This window comes from Psychroserpens mesophilus, from assembly GCF_000826645.1.
Taxonomy (GTDB): domain Bacteria; phylum Bacteroidota; class Bacteroidia; order Flavobacteriales; family Flavobacteriaceae; genus Psychroserpens; species Psychroserpens mesophilus.
Genome location: NZ_JXJP01000014.1, coordinates 1 through 15,265 on the forward strand (window position 1 = coordinate 1; position 15,265 = coordinate 15,265).

The window sequence follows — 15,265 nt, forward strand, 5'->3', positions numbered from 1 at the left end:
AATATAACCTGTGGATTTGAAATATTGGTATAAGGAACTGGTAGTGGGTTTATAGCATTATCCGCATCAAACTGTGTCAGATAATAACTCACCGAGTAATTAGGGTTTGGAGCTATCTCCTGATTCTTTACTGAAATATCTATACTGGTTAGTCCATCTGGAACGCCATCGTCACAAACTTGCAATGGCGCAGGCAAAATTGCTACTGGTTCTGTCCCTGATATATCCCAAGAACACGTCGTATCATTAAACGTAGGTATTTCCCAACATTCCAATCCATTTGGAGGTGGAGGCTGCACACCTAAAATATCCCAACTGCAAGTAGTCGTGTTAAAGGATGTTGTTTCCCAACATTCTAATCCTGTAGGTTCTGCAGGTTGTGTTCCTGTAATTTCCCAATCGCATATTGTATTATTGAAATTTGCTGTCTCCCAACATTCCAAAGATGGTGGAGGAGGCTGAACACCTAAAATCTCCCAGCTACAAGTGGTCGTATTAAAAGAAGTTGTTTCCCAACATTCTAATCCAGTGGGTTCAGGAGGTTGCGTTCCTGTAACTTCCCAAGTGCATGTTGTATTGTTAATTGTAGCGATCTGCCAACATTCAATGGTTGGAGGATTAGGAAGTTGACTAATTGATATGATATAAGTAGTAGAATATGTGATGCAATCAATATTTGCTAGATTTACAATTGACTCAGCAACTTTTGTTCTATAGTAAGTGGTTGATGTAATTCCTGTAAGCACCAAATTATCACTTGTAGCAGCAGGAATATCAGTCCAATTCGTTTCATCAGGACTTTCTTGCCATTGATAAAAATGATTACTAAAAACAGAATTATCTGGTATAGCTGTCAAGGTTGTAGAATAGGGCGTTTCATTGCTACATAAAGAAACGAATGATGCATTTGAAACATCTGTAACAGAAATGAAATCACCACAACTCTTAAACACAATATCATCAATTGCTAAATCATTCCCACAGCCACCTGAACCATTGTTAATCATTTTTAAAATGACAGATGTTTGAGCTGGAATGGTTTGAAACACCAATCCGAATTGTTGCCAGTTGGGCGAATTAGTACTACCTATATTGCCTGTATTTCCCGAAGCTAGTAAATTAGTATCAGTATTATCCCAAATTTCAAATCTAACATTAACTGGAATTGCTCCTGCTCCACAAAAACCATTTGCTGGAGTTAAATTAACGATCCAAGACGAAAACTCATAAGACGTATTTTCACATAAACCACTTATGGTCGTTCTATAAAATTCACCAGCTGAAAAATTAGAATTTACAACTAACATCCTTCCGTTGGTGTCATTGGGTGTGTGATCAGAAATATCAAACCAATCAAAATAATTTGTATTACTGGATACGGTGTATAACCCATCATCTGGCGCACCTCCATTGGCATAATTATAAGTGGTAGTTCCTGCTGGTAAAGGTGAGTCTGAAAGACCCGTTCCAAAAGTTTCAACAAAAATAGGATCTCCTGAATTTCCCTGACAAAAACCTAATTGGGCAAATGAGATTTCTGAAGCTAAAAAAACACAAAAAATTATGATTATATTATGATATAATTTAGTCTTTTTCACGTTTAAATATAAAGAGAAAATAATGAGTATTATGACATCAATCAAAATTAACAAACTTTTATTGTAACTATAACGTTATAGTAGCGCTTATGTATAGGTTAACCAACTTTTTGAAAATCCATAAAAAGAAAACCATTACTGTTTTAGGATTGCTTGTGCTCTATATTTTCTGTTTACCCAAAGACTTATTTAAAGACCCAACAGCAACTGTAATAACATCAAAAAACAATCGATTATTAGGTGCACAAATTGCAGCTGATGGCCAATGGCGATTTCCACATAATGACAGTGTTCCAGAAAAATTTAAAATTTGTATTGTTCAGTTTGAGGATGAATACTTTTATAAACATCCAGGTTTTAACCCAGTTTCAATATTTAAAGCATTAAAAGGCAATATCAGTTCTGGAAAAGTAAAACGAGGTGGAAGCACGCTCACACAACAAGTCATTCGACTTTCGAGAAAAGGGCAATCTCGAACGTACTATGAAAAACTAAAAGAAATTATTTTGGCTTCAAGATTAGAACTGCGTGATTCTAAAGAAACTATTTTAGCTTATTATAGTAGCAATGCGCCTTTTGGCGGAAATGTAGTTGGATTGGACGCAGCTGCATGGCGTTATTTTAACAGAGATCCTCATCAATTGTCCTGGGCAGAAAGTGCTACATTAGCTGTGCTTCCAAATGCTCCAAGTTTAATCTATCCAGGTAAAAATCAAGAACGATTATTAGAAAAACGGAACCGCTTACTTAAAAAACTACTGGAAAATACCATTATAGATACTCTTACTTATGAGTTATCTATCTCTGAAAGTTTACCTCAAAAACCTTATCCTTTGCCTCAAATTGCGCCTCATTTGTTACAAAATGTAACGGAAACACATAAAGGTAAACGTATCCAAACAACAGTTGACACAAAACTTCAGGAGCAAGTGAATTACATTGTGAAAAACGAATACAATATTCTAAAACAAAATGAAATTCATAATGCAGCAGTTTTGGTTTTAGACGTTCATACCAGAGAAGTTTTAGCCTATGTTGGTAATTCGCCAACAGACAAAGCACATCAAAAAGATGTGGATATTATTGATAAACCACGAAGCACAGGAAGTATTTTAAAACCGTTTTTGTATGCAGCCATGTTAGATGCAGGCGATTTATTACCAAACACTTTAGTTGCCGATATTCCATCACAATTTGGAAGTTATAATCCTGAGAATTTCAATAAAGAATTTGATGGTGTTGTTCCTGCAAGCAGAGCTTTATCGCGTTCTTTAAACGTTCCTGCTGTGAGAATGCTTCAGGATTTTGGACTGGACAGGTTTCATAACTATTTAAAGCAATTGCATCTTAAAGATTTAAAATACAATGCCAATCATTATGGTTTATCGCTTATTCTTGGAGGAGCCGAAAGCAATCTCTGGGATTTATGTAAAAGTTACGCTGCTTTATCGTCAACACTGAATCATTTTTCGGAAACATCCAGCGAATATTATTCAAATGAATTTGTTGAACCAACCTTTATGGTTTCAAAACCTATAGACTTTGGAAAAAAATCTACAGACAAAACCTTATTTGATGCTGCTTCCATATATCTTACTTACGAAAGTTTAAAAAAGGTCAATCGTCCTGAAGGTGATGAAAGCTGGGAGTTTTTTGACGATTCGAAACAAATCGCCTGGAAAACAGGAACCAGCTTCGGGTTTCGCGATGCTTGGGCAATCGGAACGACTAAAGATTATGTGGTTGGTGTTTGGGTTGGTAATGCTGATGGTGAAGGACGACCAGGTTTGGTAGGTGTTCAAACAGCTGCTCCAATTTTATTTGATGTGTTTGATGTGTTACCAAATAGCGAATGGTTTGCTAAACCTTATGACGAAATGCAAAATGTTCGTATTTGTAAAAAAAGTGGACAACGAGCGTCTTCAATTTGTGATAACACCGAAAATACTTACATTCAGATAAGCGGATTAAAAACAGAACCTTGTACATATCATATTCTTGCACATGTAGATGAAACTGAAACGTATCAGGTGAATTCTTCCTGTGAAGACTTAGCTAACATCAAGCATAAACCATGGTTTGTGTTATCACCTTTAAAAGCACATTACTATAAAACGAAAAATCCGTTTTACAAACCCTTACCAAAATTGCGATTGGATTGTATGGGAGAGGATCAAGTGACGATGAGTTTTATTTATCCTAAAGTAAATAATTCGGTGTTTCTTCCCAAGGATTTTGATGGAGATACTAATGATTTAGTTTTAAAAATTGCACATTCAAAACCTGAATCAAGTGTGTTTTGGTATATGGATGAGCAGTATGTTGGAACTACAAAAGACATTCATGAACTGGCAATTATTCCAAAAGCAGGAGAACATTTAATTACTGTCGTTGATGAATTTGGAAACGAAGCTAAACGGAAGATTACGATTTCTGAATAGTCTATACAAAAAAGTGTCATTCAGAGCAAAGCGAAGAATCTCATTAAAAATATAGATTTCTCGACTTCGCTCGAAATGACAATAGATTTAGTTGTTGTAATCCTGTTGAAATTACTTATTTCCCAGCATCAACAATTCATTACAAACCACTTCAGTAGTATAACGCTTGTTACCATCTTTATCATCATAACTTCTTGAAGTCAATTTGCCTTCAATAGCAATTTCTTTTCCTTTGGTTACAAACTTCTCTATAATCTCAGCCGTTTTTCCCCAGGCAACTACATTATGCCATTGTGTGTCTGTTACTTTTTCGCCTTGTGCGTTTTTATAACTTTCATTTGTAGCGATTGAAAATTTAGCTAATAGTTTTCCTGATTCAAGTGTTACGATTTCTGGATCGTTTCCTAAGTTTCCAATTAACTGTACTTTGTTTCTTAACGTACTCATAAGATAAGGTTTTAATTACGTCGAATGTCATTAGTTCGATTCAACAGTGCAAATATGAAACAGCTTGCAAATGTTAGTCGGTAGTTACCTATTTAAATTCGTTTGTAAATATTTGTTGTCGTTTGTAAACGGATAATTTTTCATTACCTTTGGCGTCTATGATCAAGTATCTCAGCTATTTATATCCAATGACACGTAAAGTGAAATCGAAGTACAGTGAAACTTTAGAAATCACCTGGTATAATGGAAAAAAACACCTCAACACCAAAAATGCCAACTATTCGTATGGATCGTTACAGGCTATTTTAAAGTTCGGATTAGAAAAAATCGACTTAAAACCCATCAACTCTATTTTACTTTTAGGACTTGGAGGTGGCAGTGTTATTGAAACGCTTCGGGAAGAATTTGACTATCAAAAACAAATTACAGCCATTGACATCGATCCTGTAATTATTGAAATAGCAAAAACAGAATACCAGTTGATAAGTAATTCTAATACCACAATTATTTGTGAAGATGCACTTCAATTTGTCAAAACGAATACGAAGCAATTTGATTTAATCATCATCGATTTATTTATCGATATTACTGTTCCTAAGCCATTTTTAGAAGTGTCATTTTGGGACGACATTATGAATTCAAAATCGACAAATGGCGTGATTTTATTTAATGCGTCATTAGAGGATAAAAAAAGTAATCAGCTCAATTCAGTTATCAAATTTTTAAAAACCAAAGTATATAAAGTTGATGTGTATGAGAAAGTCAACGACACCAATACTGTAATCATTTCTCAACCTTTATAATCAGTTAAACTTAGTTATTATGGAAAAAAAATGTCCGGAATGTGGTGACAAAATCATCGGCAGAATTGATAAAAAATTCTGTAGTGATGCCTGTCGCAACTCCTATAATAACACCATCAATAAAGACCGAAAAAATCTTATTAGAAACACGAATAACTGGTTACGTAAAAACTACAGAATTCTCGAGTCTCTTAATCCCAATCAGAAAACCAAAGTGTCCAGAGCCAAACTCATAGAAAAAGGATTTGACTTCAATTACTTTACGAGTATTTATACAACTAAAGCCGGAACAGTTTATTATTTTGTTTACGATCAAGGTTACTTACCACTTGAAGATGATTTTTATGCTTTGGTGAAACGCGAAAGCTAATTGTAACTATTTAGTCGTCTTCCATACAGATAAGGTATATACTTAATAACATGAGCGAACCCATAATTATTTTCTTATTTATTTCTATTGTAGGCATCGCCATTTTTTGCAGCTATTATTTCAGTAAAAAAAATGTCATTCTAAGAACTCTTGTCAAGATTCCGGTTAAACCTGCCTCAAGTCTAAAAACCAACGAATTGTCTAAAATCACTGGTAAAGCACTGCATGTAACAGAACCATTAATTGCACCATATTCAAAACGAAAATGCGTGTTTTATCAAATCATCATTCAACAAAAAGTTAGTACTGGAAAGAGCTCACGTTGGAAAACAATTGTTGAAGAAGAACGTTCTCAAGACTTCTTTATTCAAACTAAAACTGATTTTGTGATTGTATCTCCAAAAGACAATCCGAAAAACTATAAATGCCATTTAGTAAAAGATCAAAACCAAAATTCTGGTACGTTCAATGATCCTACTCTAAAGTTTATTGCGCTTTTGAAACACTATCGTATCGATCATACTTCACTATTCGGTTTTAACAAGCGTCTGCGTTATCAAGAAGGTGTCATTGAAATTGGAGAGGAAATTACTGTTGCAGGTATTGCGAAATGGAAAGCACTAAGCGAACCTATTCCAGAATATCCCTATTCAAAAATAGCAACTTTGGAAAGTGTTGATAAGCAGAAAATCATAATTACCGATTTACCAGAAGCTCGGCCAAAAAGACAATAATTATTTCCAGTTTTGCCCTTTCAGTTCGATAGCTGCTTTAAGCACATCTTTCTGACTAATTTGGCCAACTAACTTTCCATTTTCAACAATTGGAAAACGACGTATTTTAGATTCCAGAAACTTATTAGCTGCATCAAAAATATTCATGTTTCCATCAATTGTTTCCACATGTTTCACCATTCGGTTTTCAACTTTATGTTGTTCCATAGGCATATTATAGTAACGACTTTCACTAATATCTTTGAGGCAATCTCCTTCCGAAATTATACCAACTAACTCATTACTATCATTTACAACAGGTCCACCAGAAATTTTGAATCTAATCAATGTTTGTATCACATCTTCTACTGATTGCTCAGGCTTAAAGGTGATTAATTCGCGTGACATATAATCACTTACTTTTAACGCTGCAGTTTCAACCGTATTCTGTTGTTGCTTCCTTGCACCTTGAAAACTTTTAATACCCATAACTGATTTTTTTAGTGTTGCATTTAAAGTTACTGAAAATAAGTGAATTATACTAGAGCAAACATCAAGCTAATAATTTGTAAATTTCGAATCACTTAAAAAGCTCATATTGAAACAGCGTATTTGTATTATTGGTTGTGGCTGGCTCGGTTTTCCACTGGCTAAATCTTTAGTTAAAAAAGGGCATTTAGTTAAAGGCTCTACAACGTCTTCAGAAAAAATTTCGACTTTAAATTCGGAAGGCATTGAAGGTTTTTTAGTCCAAGTATCTTCGGATGGTCTTTTGGGTGCAATTGAAAATTGTCTCGCAGATTGTGATGTATTGGTACTTAATATTCCACCAGGACTACGAAAAAATCCGGAAGCAAATTATGTGAAGCAAATGCAACATTTATTACCTTATGTTGAAGTCTCTGCAGTAAAACATGTTGTGTTTATAAGTTCAACTTCGGTGTACGACGATGATGAATCAATGCCAATCATTTCAGAAACCAGTCCAACTTCAACAAGTGCAAATTCTGCTAAACAACTGTTGTCTGTTGAAGCATTATTTCAAAATAATTCAAGTTTCAAGACAACAATCCTTAGGTTTTCTGGCTTATTTGGTGAAGATCGACATCCAGCTACATTTCTATCTGGTAAAACTAACCTTAAACATCCTGACGCTCCAGTGAACCTGATCCATCAAAAGGATTGTATCTCGATTATTCATACCATAATTGAACAAAACATCTGGAATACTGTTTTCAACGCATCGACTCCTTCACACCCTACCAGAAAAAACTACTACACTTCAATTTGTGAAGCTAAAAACTTACCGCTTCCTTCATTTGACACAGCTCAAATCAGTAAAGGTAAAATTATTGATTCAACAAAGCTGGCACGTGTTTTGGGTTATGAGTTTAAAATTAAACTATAATAATTAGCATCTTTTTAAGATACTGTTTTGTTTATTTTTATAGTTTTGACACACTAAATAATTACGATTATGAAAAAAATTCTATGTCTGTTCGTTATAATGACTTCAATGAGTATAACAGCACAAACGAAATCTGAACTATTAAAACACTTTGAAGGGTATTATAAGCAAATGAAAAATCAAGGAGATGTTCAAGGTGTGATTAATGCCATGACACATCTTAATGTACTTCAGCCTAGTCAGCAACGATTAGACACTTTAGCCTACATCTATGTTTCTGAAGGTCGGAATTTAGAGGCTTTAAATACTATTGGAATTGATAACAATCCAACAGATTCTGAGATTAGTACTGAAGTAAAAGCACTTGCGCTCAAAGCCTTAAACCAACCTAAACGTGCCTTAGTTTTTTATGAAATTTTATTTCAAAAATCTCCTAATGCATATCTGGCTTATGAGATTGCCGATTTAAAAACACAAGTAAATGATTTAGCAGGAGCTAAAGCCAGTATTGATTACGGATTGGCAAATGTAAAAGACGAGATGAAAAGAGCGTTTTATGAATCACAACAACCTTATGAAGTATCGTTAAAAGGCGCATTAACGTATTTAAAGGCTTTAGTTCTGTTTAACTTGAATAAAACAGATAATTTAGATCAGGCGATTTCCTTACTGGATCAAGCTCTTGCAATGGATCCAAACTTTAATATGGCACAATTAAGTAAAGATGCGTTAGTCGCTAGAAAAGCACCTAAGAAAGAATAAAAATTGATCACATATAATAAAAAAAGCCTTTTAGAAATTCTAAAAGGCTTTTTTATTATGAATTAACTATGATTAAAACTTATAGCTTAAACCAATAGTATAATATGTTTGTAATTTATTATCAACATTACCAAAGTCTGGTGCATTTCCAGTGCCATCAAAATTAGCCAATGCGAAATTAAGTGCTTCTTGTTTGTTACTTCTCAATCCGAAGTCAAAACCAACACCAATCATTTTCCAAAGGGTGTAACTGAAAGAGTTGGTCCATGTCCAGTTTGATAAATCTCCACTTTTATAACTCTGGAAAGCCGATAAGTTAGTTTTAAAGTTAACAGCTCCAATTTGTCTTGTATAATCTGCTACAATTTTAGCACCTAAAGAAGATTCAAAAACCGTATCACTATCAGCAAAAACAAAGTTATAGTTTAAAGGATGTACCACTACAATTAAGTTTTCAATTGGCAACCAGGTAAAACCAACACCAACATCTAAATATCCAGGATCGTTGAAGTTATCTAATAAAGTCGTTCTGTATTCCATCAGTGTAGAAACGGCAAGTTTTTTACTTAAATTTCTACCATATAATGACGAAATATTAAAAACATCTGTCGTTGGGTTGAAGCTATCATCATCTAAATCTGTATCTTTATTATCTAACTTTACCCAATTTAAATTAGCAGTTAAGGCATTTCTCCAAAAATATTTTTCTTCTATTAAGTTCGCATAACCATTAAACGTGATACCAATATTTCCTGAAGCATTATTAGGAGCACCTTGAGAATACCAGTTATTAAAGTTTGATAAACTTCCTCCAATAGTACCAAATGCGCCTATTCTCCATCCTGGTAACGCATCAATCTGCGCTTGAAGGGCATCTGCCTCTGCTTGAGCAGCATCAGCTACAGCTTGCTTTTCAGCTTTCTGTGCCTTTAGTTCTTCTTTCGTTTGTGAAAAACCAAATGCAATTGTTAGCATTAACACAGTAGTTAAAAGTAATTTTTTAGTCATTTTTTTAGTTTTAAAGTTAATTATTACATGCAAATATAATTCAATAGTGACTTGAACACCAACAAATTATATAAATTGATTGTTTATTTGTCGTCTTTTAGACCCCTTTTTTTATTGGGAGTCACTACGAATTCAGATTTATTTTTTCTTTTTAAAAAGTGGGACCGAAGAACAGGCTTCACCATACATAATTGATTTGGCGATTGGTTTTAATTTTTCAGCAAGGAATATGTATGCATTTTCTGGTACAGGTTTATTAGAACAACCTTTAATAATAACAGGTTTGTCTTGATACGAACCGAAATCTAGGCCGTTAATAATATCTTGATAAATAGATGTCTCTAATGTATTTAAATCACCAATAATAGTCTTCTTTGAATACGTGGCCAGCGCAATAGTAATAAGCATATAAGCCCATGCTGGAATTATAGCATCTGTAGAACACATTAGTGCAACATATTGGTTTTGATATTGCGACCAATCATGTTCAGCCACATAGTGTCTAAAGTCTTTTTCCTTGAGAACAAAACCTTCAAAAAGCCAGTCTTTGATATCAAATTGTATGCGTTTTCCTTGCGGATAATAATCTTCTAAATCTATTACCACAAGTTTGCTTTGCGCAACTCTATTTATGATTTCGTCTGCCATAAGTAAGACCTTTCGACTGCGCTCAAGGTGACATTATATTAATTATAAGGTTTTATAAACAACTGAAAATTAAAGCATTCCTAATTCTAGCTTGGCTTCCTCGCTCATTAAATCCTGACTCCATGGTGGATCGAAAGTAATTTCAACTTCAGCAGATTTAACATCATTCAATGATTTTACTTTTTCTTCAACTTCGAGAGGCAGTGTTTCAGCTACTGGGCAATTTGGCGTGGTTAACGTCATTAATATTTTAACCTCATAATCTTCATTAACGAATACGTCATAGATAAGACCTAATTCGTAAATATCTACTGGAATTTCAGGATCAAAAATTGTTTTTAAAACTCTTACTATTTTTTCACCTAGAAGGTTTGTGTCAATTGTTGTTGCACTCATACTTAACGTTTGTTGTTTGTTGTTAATTTGTTTGTCGGTTGATTAGTTGTCGCCTAACGACTTAACAACAAAAGATTTAACTAATTCAGTTGTGTTTGGTATGCAATGGCATACATTTTTAATTGCTTTATCATACTTACTAAGCCATTAGCTCTTGTAGGAGATAAATGTTCTTTCAGTCCGATTTGATCAATAAAATCGGTATCTGCATCGATAATATCTTTTGGATGTTGATTAGAAAATACCCTGATCAAAATCGCAATGATTCCTTTGGTGATAATCGCATCACTATCTGCCGTAAATATGACTTTATCATTTTTCATATCAGCATGTACCCATACTTTACTTTGGCAGCCTTTAATAATGTTGTTCTCTGTTTTATATTGGGCATCAATGAGTGGTAAGGTCTTACCAAGATCAATCATATATTGGTAACGCTCTTCCCAATCCTCAAACATGGCAAACTCTTCAATGATGTCATTTTTTATCTCTGTAATTGTCATTCTTTTTCTTTTAATAAGCATTAAGATATTGCATTACAAAAATACAATAACTCTATTGTTTTGCCACTGTTTCCTTAATGGATAATAGCTTATTTACGAATAAAGCAATTGGTTTTGGCGGATTGCCATGATCAAAACCATTTGATTTATAAACCATTTCTCCTTCTGTTATTTCAAGTGTTGCCATTGCTGCAGCATCATGCTGAAACGTTTTTGTAGGTGGTTCTAAAACTGGTATTGATTTCAAGTCCAAGTCATTATAAAGTGTTATAAGTTCTGAAAGCTGTTCATCAGATAACATATGTCTACTGATGGCTTCTAAGTTCCTATCGTTCGTATATTTAAGCACGTTACCTTCAATCCAAATCATTTCAAAAAACCCTCTGGTTGATGCTCTGTAAGCGATGTTCATAGTTTCAGCTTGTCTAGAATTAGACATTATTTTTTTATTTGCAAGCATTAAAATCGTATCACCATTTTTCAGACTAAGTGTTCCGTTTGCTAATTCAAATCCTTTGACTTTAGCAATCGTTCTGAAAAAGCTATTTTCAACAGCATTCTTATCGTCTTGACATATCATTCTGGTGGCCCCTAATTCAGAGAACGATATACCATTTCCTTCAATTGTATAGGTACCAAAAAAACGATTACAACCTGCAAATCCAGACACTTTATTGGTTTTAGAATCAAACTCCAAGGTAAGTTTATATGTCGCAATATTGGTTTCATTTAGTTGCTCTAAAATATAAGTTCCTGAAAGTGTTTCTTGAGTATTCATGTTTGTTGTATTTGCTGCACTTGCGATATCTTGTGCACTTCCACAAGACTTTAATACGATAATACTAATTAATATGGCTAGATGTTTCATCTGTTTAGTTTTTTAAAAAAAATTAAAGTTAAATGTAAATTGCAATCATAAAATATGGTAATGTTATTACGTAAAATTGCTCTTTGATCGCTTTAAATTTTATAGTTTATATATAATAGTACAAAAAAGAAGCCAAACTTTAAGATAACATCATTTTGGCTTTCTTAACTCCATTAACTAAAGCATCTATTTCCGATTTAGTATTGTAAAAGGCAAAGGATGCTCTTACTGTTCCAGGTATCTTATAGAAGTCCATTATGGGTTGGGCACAATGATGACCTGTGCGAACTGCAATTCCCATTTTATCTAAAATGGTTCCTATATCATAAGGATGAATCCCTTCAATATTAAAAGAAATAACTGAGGTTTTATTTTCTGAGACACCATAAATCTTTAGACCTTCAATTTCAAGAAGTTGTTGCGTTCCGTAGTCCAAAAGTTCTTTTTCGTAAGCTGCTATATTTTCAAATCCTATAGCATTCATGTAATCCAGAGCTGCACCAAATGCAATGCCTCCGCAGATGTTTGGTGTTCCAGCTTCAAACTTGTGAGGCAAATCGGCATAGGTTGTTTTTTCAAAAGTTACCTCAGCAATCATCTCACCTCCTCCTTGGTAAGGTGGTAATTTATTGAGCCATGCTTCCTTTCCGTAAAGCATTCCAACACCAGTTGGTCCACAAATTTTATGAGCAGATGTCACATAAAAATCGACATCCAAATCTTGAACATCTGGTATTAAATGTGGACACGCTTGAGCGCCATCAATTAAAACTGCAGCTCCAACCTGATGGGCTTTATCTATAATTGTTTTAACAGGATTAATTGTTCCTAAGGCATTAGAAATATGATTAACAAATACAAGTTTAGTATGTTCAGAAAGTAAAGCGTCATAATCGCTTAAAATCAATTCGCCTTGCTGATTCATAGGAATGACTCTCAATTGAGCTCCTGTTCGTTCGCATAACATTTGCCAAGGCACAATATTACTGTGATGCTCTAAAGCTGATACCAATATTTCATCTCCTTTTTTCAACAACGCCGAAAACCCATTGGCAACTAAATTAATACTATGTGTAGTTCCTGAAGTCATGATAATTTCATGACTATACTTTGCATTAAAATGCTTTTGAATTTTTATACGCGCTTGCTCATATAAATCGGTGGCTTCCTGGCTTAACGTGTGGACACCTCTATGTATATTAGCATTAAAATTTGAATAGTAATCTACAATAACATCAATCACCTGTTGTGGTGTTTGCGAGGTTGCAGCATTATCAAAATAGACCAAAGGTTTTCCATTGACCTTTCGGTTTAAAATTGGAAAATCTTCTCTTATTTTATTGACGTTTAACATAAGTGCAAAGTTACGAGATGTTTGGTTAAAATGGTATTCAGAAACCAAATCTTATATATATTTTAATATTTTAATCAAATACATTTAAATAAAATGTATATTTGTAAAATGTATAGCAAAGAACTTACAAAAGGAACATTACAGCCCATCATCTTAAAGTTAGTGAATAGTAGAGAGAAAATGTATGGCTATGAGATTACACAGGAGGTAAAAAAGTTAACTTCTGGTAAAATTGACATCTCAGAAGGTGCATTATATCCTATTTTACACAGACTTGAAGCTAAAGGAATTTTAGAAACCGAAAAAGTCTTTATAGGCAAACGTGTAAGAAAGTATTACAAGGTGACCAAAGAAGGCAAACAAATGGTTAGTGATGTTACTCAAGAAATTAACGATTTTATAGACACACTTCAAATAATTTTTAATACGGAAACCCAAAAATTATGATATTATCTGAGCAACAAATTGAATTTATTGAAACAAACTTAGTGTTCTATGGTATTGATTCTAAAGAATTAAGAGCAGATATCCTAGATCATATTTGCACTTATATAGAAGCAAATGAGTCAAATGATTTTGATACTTTATACCGAGAAGCACTTCAAAAATTTGGAGGATATGCCAGTTTTCAAAATTTACAGCGAGAAACTGACCTGCAGAAATTTGCTGGGGAAATAATTACCATTAATAAGTTGAAATTTGCTGCTGGATTTATAATTATACTTCTTTTGAGTATAAGTTTGATGTTTCAAATGATGCAATGGCCATACGCTAATGTTTGGTTGCTAGCAGCAATACTAGTTACTATTTTAGTAATACTTCCTATTCATTTTTATACTAGGTATAAAAAATCTGTTCATAAACTATCTTAAATCACACTTATGAAAAAATCATTTTACGTTCTCGGATTTATAACATTCTTTATTCTTGGTATTGGAGCCATGTTTGAATTTCTATCATGGCCTTATCGTGGCGTTATTGTATTTATAGGTTTTCTCTTTTTAAACTTTGGTTTCATCCCTGCCTATTTTTATCAAAAGTATAAGCAATGCTAAAAGTTTATTAGTTTAGATTCCTGTATTTTAATTGTGTTGCGCAAAACGAGCATAGCACTAAAATTGATTCATTTTACAAGAGTTTGATTCAACTACAATGCTCGATTGTTACATGAGGCAATACTTACTCTAGAGGCATCGTGATTAGAAAAACAATCAAAAATGGCATCAATAACCTGTTGATGTATTTGTGAGCTTACAGCTTTATCAAAATAGACTAATAGTTTCTTATTAACTTTACTATGATGACTAGGAAAATCAATTTATATACACCTTGGAATGGAAATGTTTATTTGCTAATTATAGATTCTACATCTATTAAAAGGTTAAAATAAGCGCCTATTGTACTAGATTTGTATTCGCCAAAATCAATGGTACTCGGTAAACCGTAATCTAAAACAGCTTGAATATTAAAATGCTTTAGTACATCAAATCCAAAACCTGCAGTAATACCAAGATTTATATTATTGTAAAAGTCAGCGTAATCCAAATGATCTCGTTTGCCTTTTGCCTCTGTCACGAATGTCAATCTTGGACCAGCTAAAAGGTGAAATCCTTGATTATAAGTCTTCTTAACATGGTATTTATAAAGGAGTTGTGCGTTAAATTTACTAACATTTATTTTTTCAATAAAGATTCCGTTATCTGAAAAAAAACTTCCATCGGTACCTTTTCCATAAAATGCATTCAATTGCAGTCCTGAACTTTCGTTTAGTTGTAAACTTCCAAAAACACCAATATTAAAAGGGACTTGTCCACCATGGCTATCTAAATCTCCAGTTATAGGCATTCTATAAAAATTGGAACCCAAAAAAACCCCATATGACGTCTCTTGTGCAAATGTTGCGAGAGATAAAACAAAAATGATAGCTAAAACTACTGTCTTCATAA

18 protein-coding genes and 1 pseudogene are annotated in these 15,265 nt (G+C 33.5%); 9 read left to right on the plus strand and 10 right to left on the minus strand.

Annotated elements, in window-relative coordinates; translation table 11 throughout:
• Positions 1–1,598, minus strand: a pseudogene (locus tag TD18_RS16735) (hypothetical protein); the annotation flags it as partial.
• 89 nt (positions 1,599–1,687) lie between these two features.
• Here TD18_RS16735 and pbpC point away from each other — a divergent pair.
• Complete coding sequence (gene pbpC / locus TD18_RS11150; RefSeq protein ID WP_040252570.1) at positions 1,688–4,039, plus strand: penicillin-binding protein 1C; 2,352 nt, start codon at positions 1,688–1,690, stop codon at positions 4,037–4,039.
• A gap of 111 nt (positions 4,040–4,150) precedes the next feature.
• On the opposite strand, the gene TD18_RS11155 is transcribed toward pbpC, so the two are convergent.
• Entirely contained in the window at positions 4,151–4,486 is a 336-nt protein-coding gene (locus tag TD18_RS11155) for a single-stranded DNA-binding protein (protein ID WP_040252571.1), read from the minus strand.
• Between the two features lie 158 nt (positions 4,487–4,644).
• Here TD18_RS11155 and TD18_RS11160 point away from each other — a divergent pair, with 158 nt between their 5' ends.
• Genes TD18_RS11160 through TD18_RS11170 form a run of 3 tightly spaced genes read left to right on the plus strand, consistent with a single transcriptional unit; the run spans position 4,645 to position 6,393 of the window.
• Positions 4,645–5,289: a fused MFS/spermidine synthase gene (locus TD18_RS11160; protein ID WP_040252573.1), complete on the plus strand. Its 645-nt coding sequence runs from the start codon at positions 4,645–4,647 to the stop codon at positions 5,287–5,289.
• A 19-nt stretch (positions 5,290–5,308) separates the two neighbouring features.
• Entirely contained in the window at positions 5,309–5,659 is a 351-nt protein-coding gene (locus tag TD18_RS11165) for a hypothetical protein (RefSeq protein ID WP_040252575.1), read from the plus strand.
• 50 nt (positions 5,660–5,709) lie between these two features.
• Positions 5,710–6,393 (plus strand): GIDE domain-containing protein, encoded by a 684-nt coding sequence (locus TD18_RS11170; protein ID WP_040252577.1) that lies wholly within the window; start codon positions 5,710–5,712, stop codon positions 6,391–6,393.
• Here the strand turns inward: TD18_RS11170 and TD18_RS11175 are convergent, their stop codons facing one another.
• The gene (locus TD18_RS11175; RefSeq protein ID WP_040252579.1) at positions 6,394–6,861 is read right to left on the minus strand and encodes a CBS domain-containing protein; all 468 of its coding nucleotides are present in this window, start codon (positions 6,859–6,861) and stop codon (positions 6,394–6,396) included.
• A gap of 109 nt (positions 6,862–6,970) precedes the next feature.
• On the opposite strand from TD18_RS11175, the gene TD18_RS11180 reads away from it, so the two are divergent.
• On the plus strand, positions 6,971–7,780 hold the full coding sequence (locus tag TD18_RS11180; protein ID WP_040252581.1) for an SDR family oxidoreductase: 810 nt from the start codon (positions 6,971–6,973) through the stop codon (positions 7,778–7,780).
• A 69-nt stretch (positions 7,781–7,849) separates the two neighbouring features.
• Positions 7,850–8,542 carry a tetratricopeptide repeat protein gene (locus TD18_RS11185; protein ID WP_040252583.1) on the plus strand — a complete coding sequence of 231 codons (693 nt, stop codon included), beginning with the start codon at positions 7,850–7,852 and terminating at the stop codon, positions 8,540–8,542.
• A 72-nt stretch (positions 8,543–8,614) separates the two neighbouring features.
• Here the strand turns inward: TD18_RS11185 and TD18_RS11190 are convergent, their stop codons facing one another.
• The 6 genes from TD18_RS11190 to TD18_RS11215 all read right to left on the minus strand — a co-directional run bounded on the left by TD18_RS11190 (position 8,615) and on the right by TD18_RS11215 (position 13,319).
• Positions 8,615–9,550: a DUF3078 domain-containing protein gene (locus TD18_RS11190; protein ID WP_040252584.1), complete on the minus strand. Its 936-nt coding sequence runs from the start codon at positions 9,548–9,550 to the stop codon at positions 8,615–8,617.
• Positions 9,551–9,688: 138 nt separating this feature from the next.
• Positions 9,689–10,198, minus strand: coding sequence for a DUF2480 family protein (locus TD18_RS11195; protein WP_040252586.1), 510 nt, complete (start codon positions 10,196–10,198; stop codon positions 9,689–9,691).
• A 69-nt stretch (positions 10,199–10,267) separates the two neighbouring features.
• A complete protein-coding gene (locus TD18_RS11200) occupies positions 10,268–10,594 on the minus strand; it encodes a DUF59 domain-containing protein (protein ID WP_040252588.1) in 327 nt (108 codons plus the stop codon).
• A gap of 80 nt (positions 10,595–10,674) precedes the next feature.
• Entirely contained in the window at positions 10,675–11,097 is a 423-nt protein-coding gene (locus TD18_RS11205; protein ID WP_040253003.1) for a SufE family protein, read from the minus strand.
• A 52-nt stretch (positions 11,098–11,149) separates the two neighbouring features.
• Entirely contained in the window at positions 11,150–11,965 is an 816-nt protein-coding gene (locus TD18_RS11210) for an META domain-containing protein (protein ID WP_040252591.1), read from the minus strand.
• Between the two features lie 139 nt (positions 11,966–12,104).
• Positions 12,105–13,319 carry an aminotransferase class V-fold PLP-dependent enzyme gene (locus tag TD18_RS11215; protein WP_040252593.1) on the minus strand — a complete coding sequence of 405 codons (1,215 nt, stop codon included), beginning with the start codon at positions 13,317–13,319 and terminating at the stop codon, positions 12,105–12,107.
• A 108-nt stretch (positions 13,320–13,427) separates the two neighbouring features.
• On the opposite strand from TD18_RS11215, the gene TD18_RS11220 reads away from it, so the two are divergent.
• From TD18_RS11220 to TD18_RS17390, 3 genes are read left to right on the plus strand one after another with little or no spacing between them, the layout of a single operon-like run.
• A complete protein-coding gene (locus tag TD18_RS11220; RefSeq protein ID WP_040252596.1) occupies positions 13,428–13,766 on the plus strand; it encodes a PadR family transcriptional regulator in 339 nt (112 codons plus the stop codon).
• Positions 13,763–14,191, plus strand: coding sequence for a hypothetical protein (locus TD18_RS11225; RefSeq protein WP_040252598.1), 429 nt, complete (start codon positions 13,763–13,765; stop codon positions 14,189–14,191). Before TD18_RS11220 ends, TD18_RS11225 begins: the two co-directional genes overlap by 4 nt.
• A 9-nt stretch (positions 14,192–14,200) precedes the next feature.
• Complete coding sequence (locus TD18_RS17390; protein WP_162835793.1) at positions 14,201–14,374, plus strand: hypothetical protein; 174 nt, start codon at positions 14,201–14,203, stop codon at positions 14,372–14,374.
• Between the two features lie 289 nt (positions 14,375–14,663).
• Here TD18_RS17390 and TD18_RS11230 read toward each other — a convergent pair whose 3' ends face one another.
• Positions 14,664–15,263 carry an outer membrane beta-barrel protein gene (locus TD18_RS11230; RefSeq protein ID WP_084205908.1) on the minus strand — a complete coding sequence of 200 codons (600 nt, stop codon included), beginning with the start codon at positions 15,261–15,263 and terminating at the stop codon, positions 14,664–14,666.
• Between the last annotated feature and the right edge of the window lie 2 nt (positions 15,264–15,265).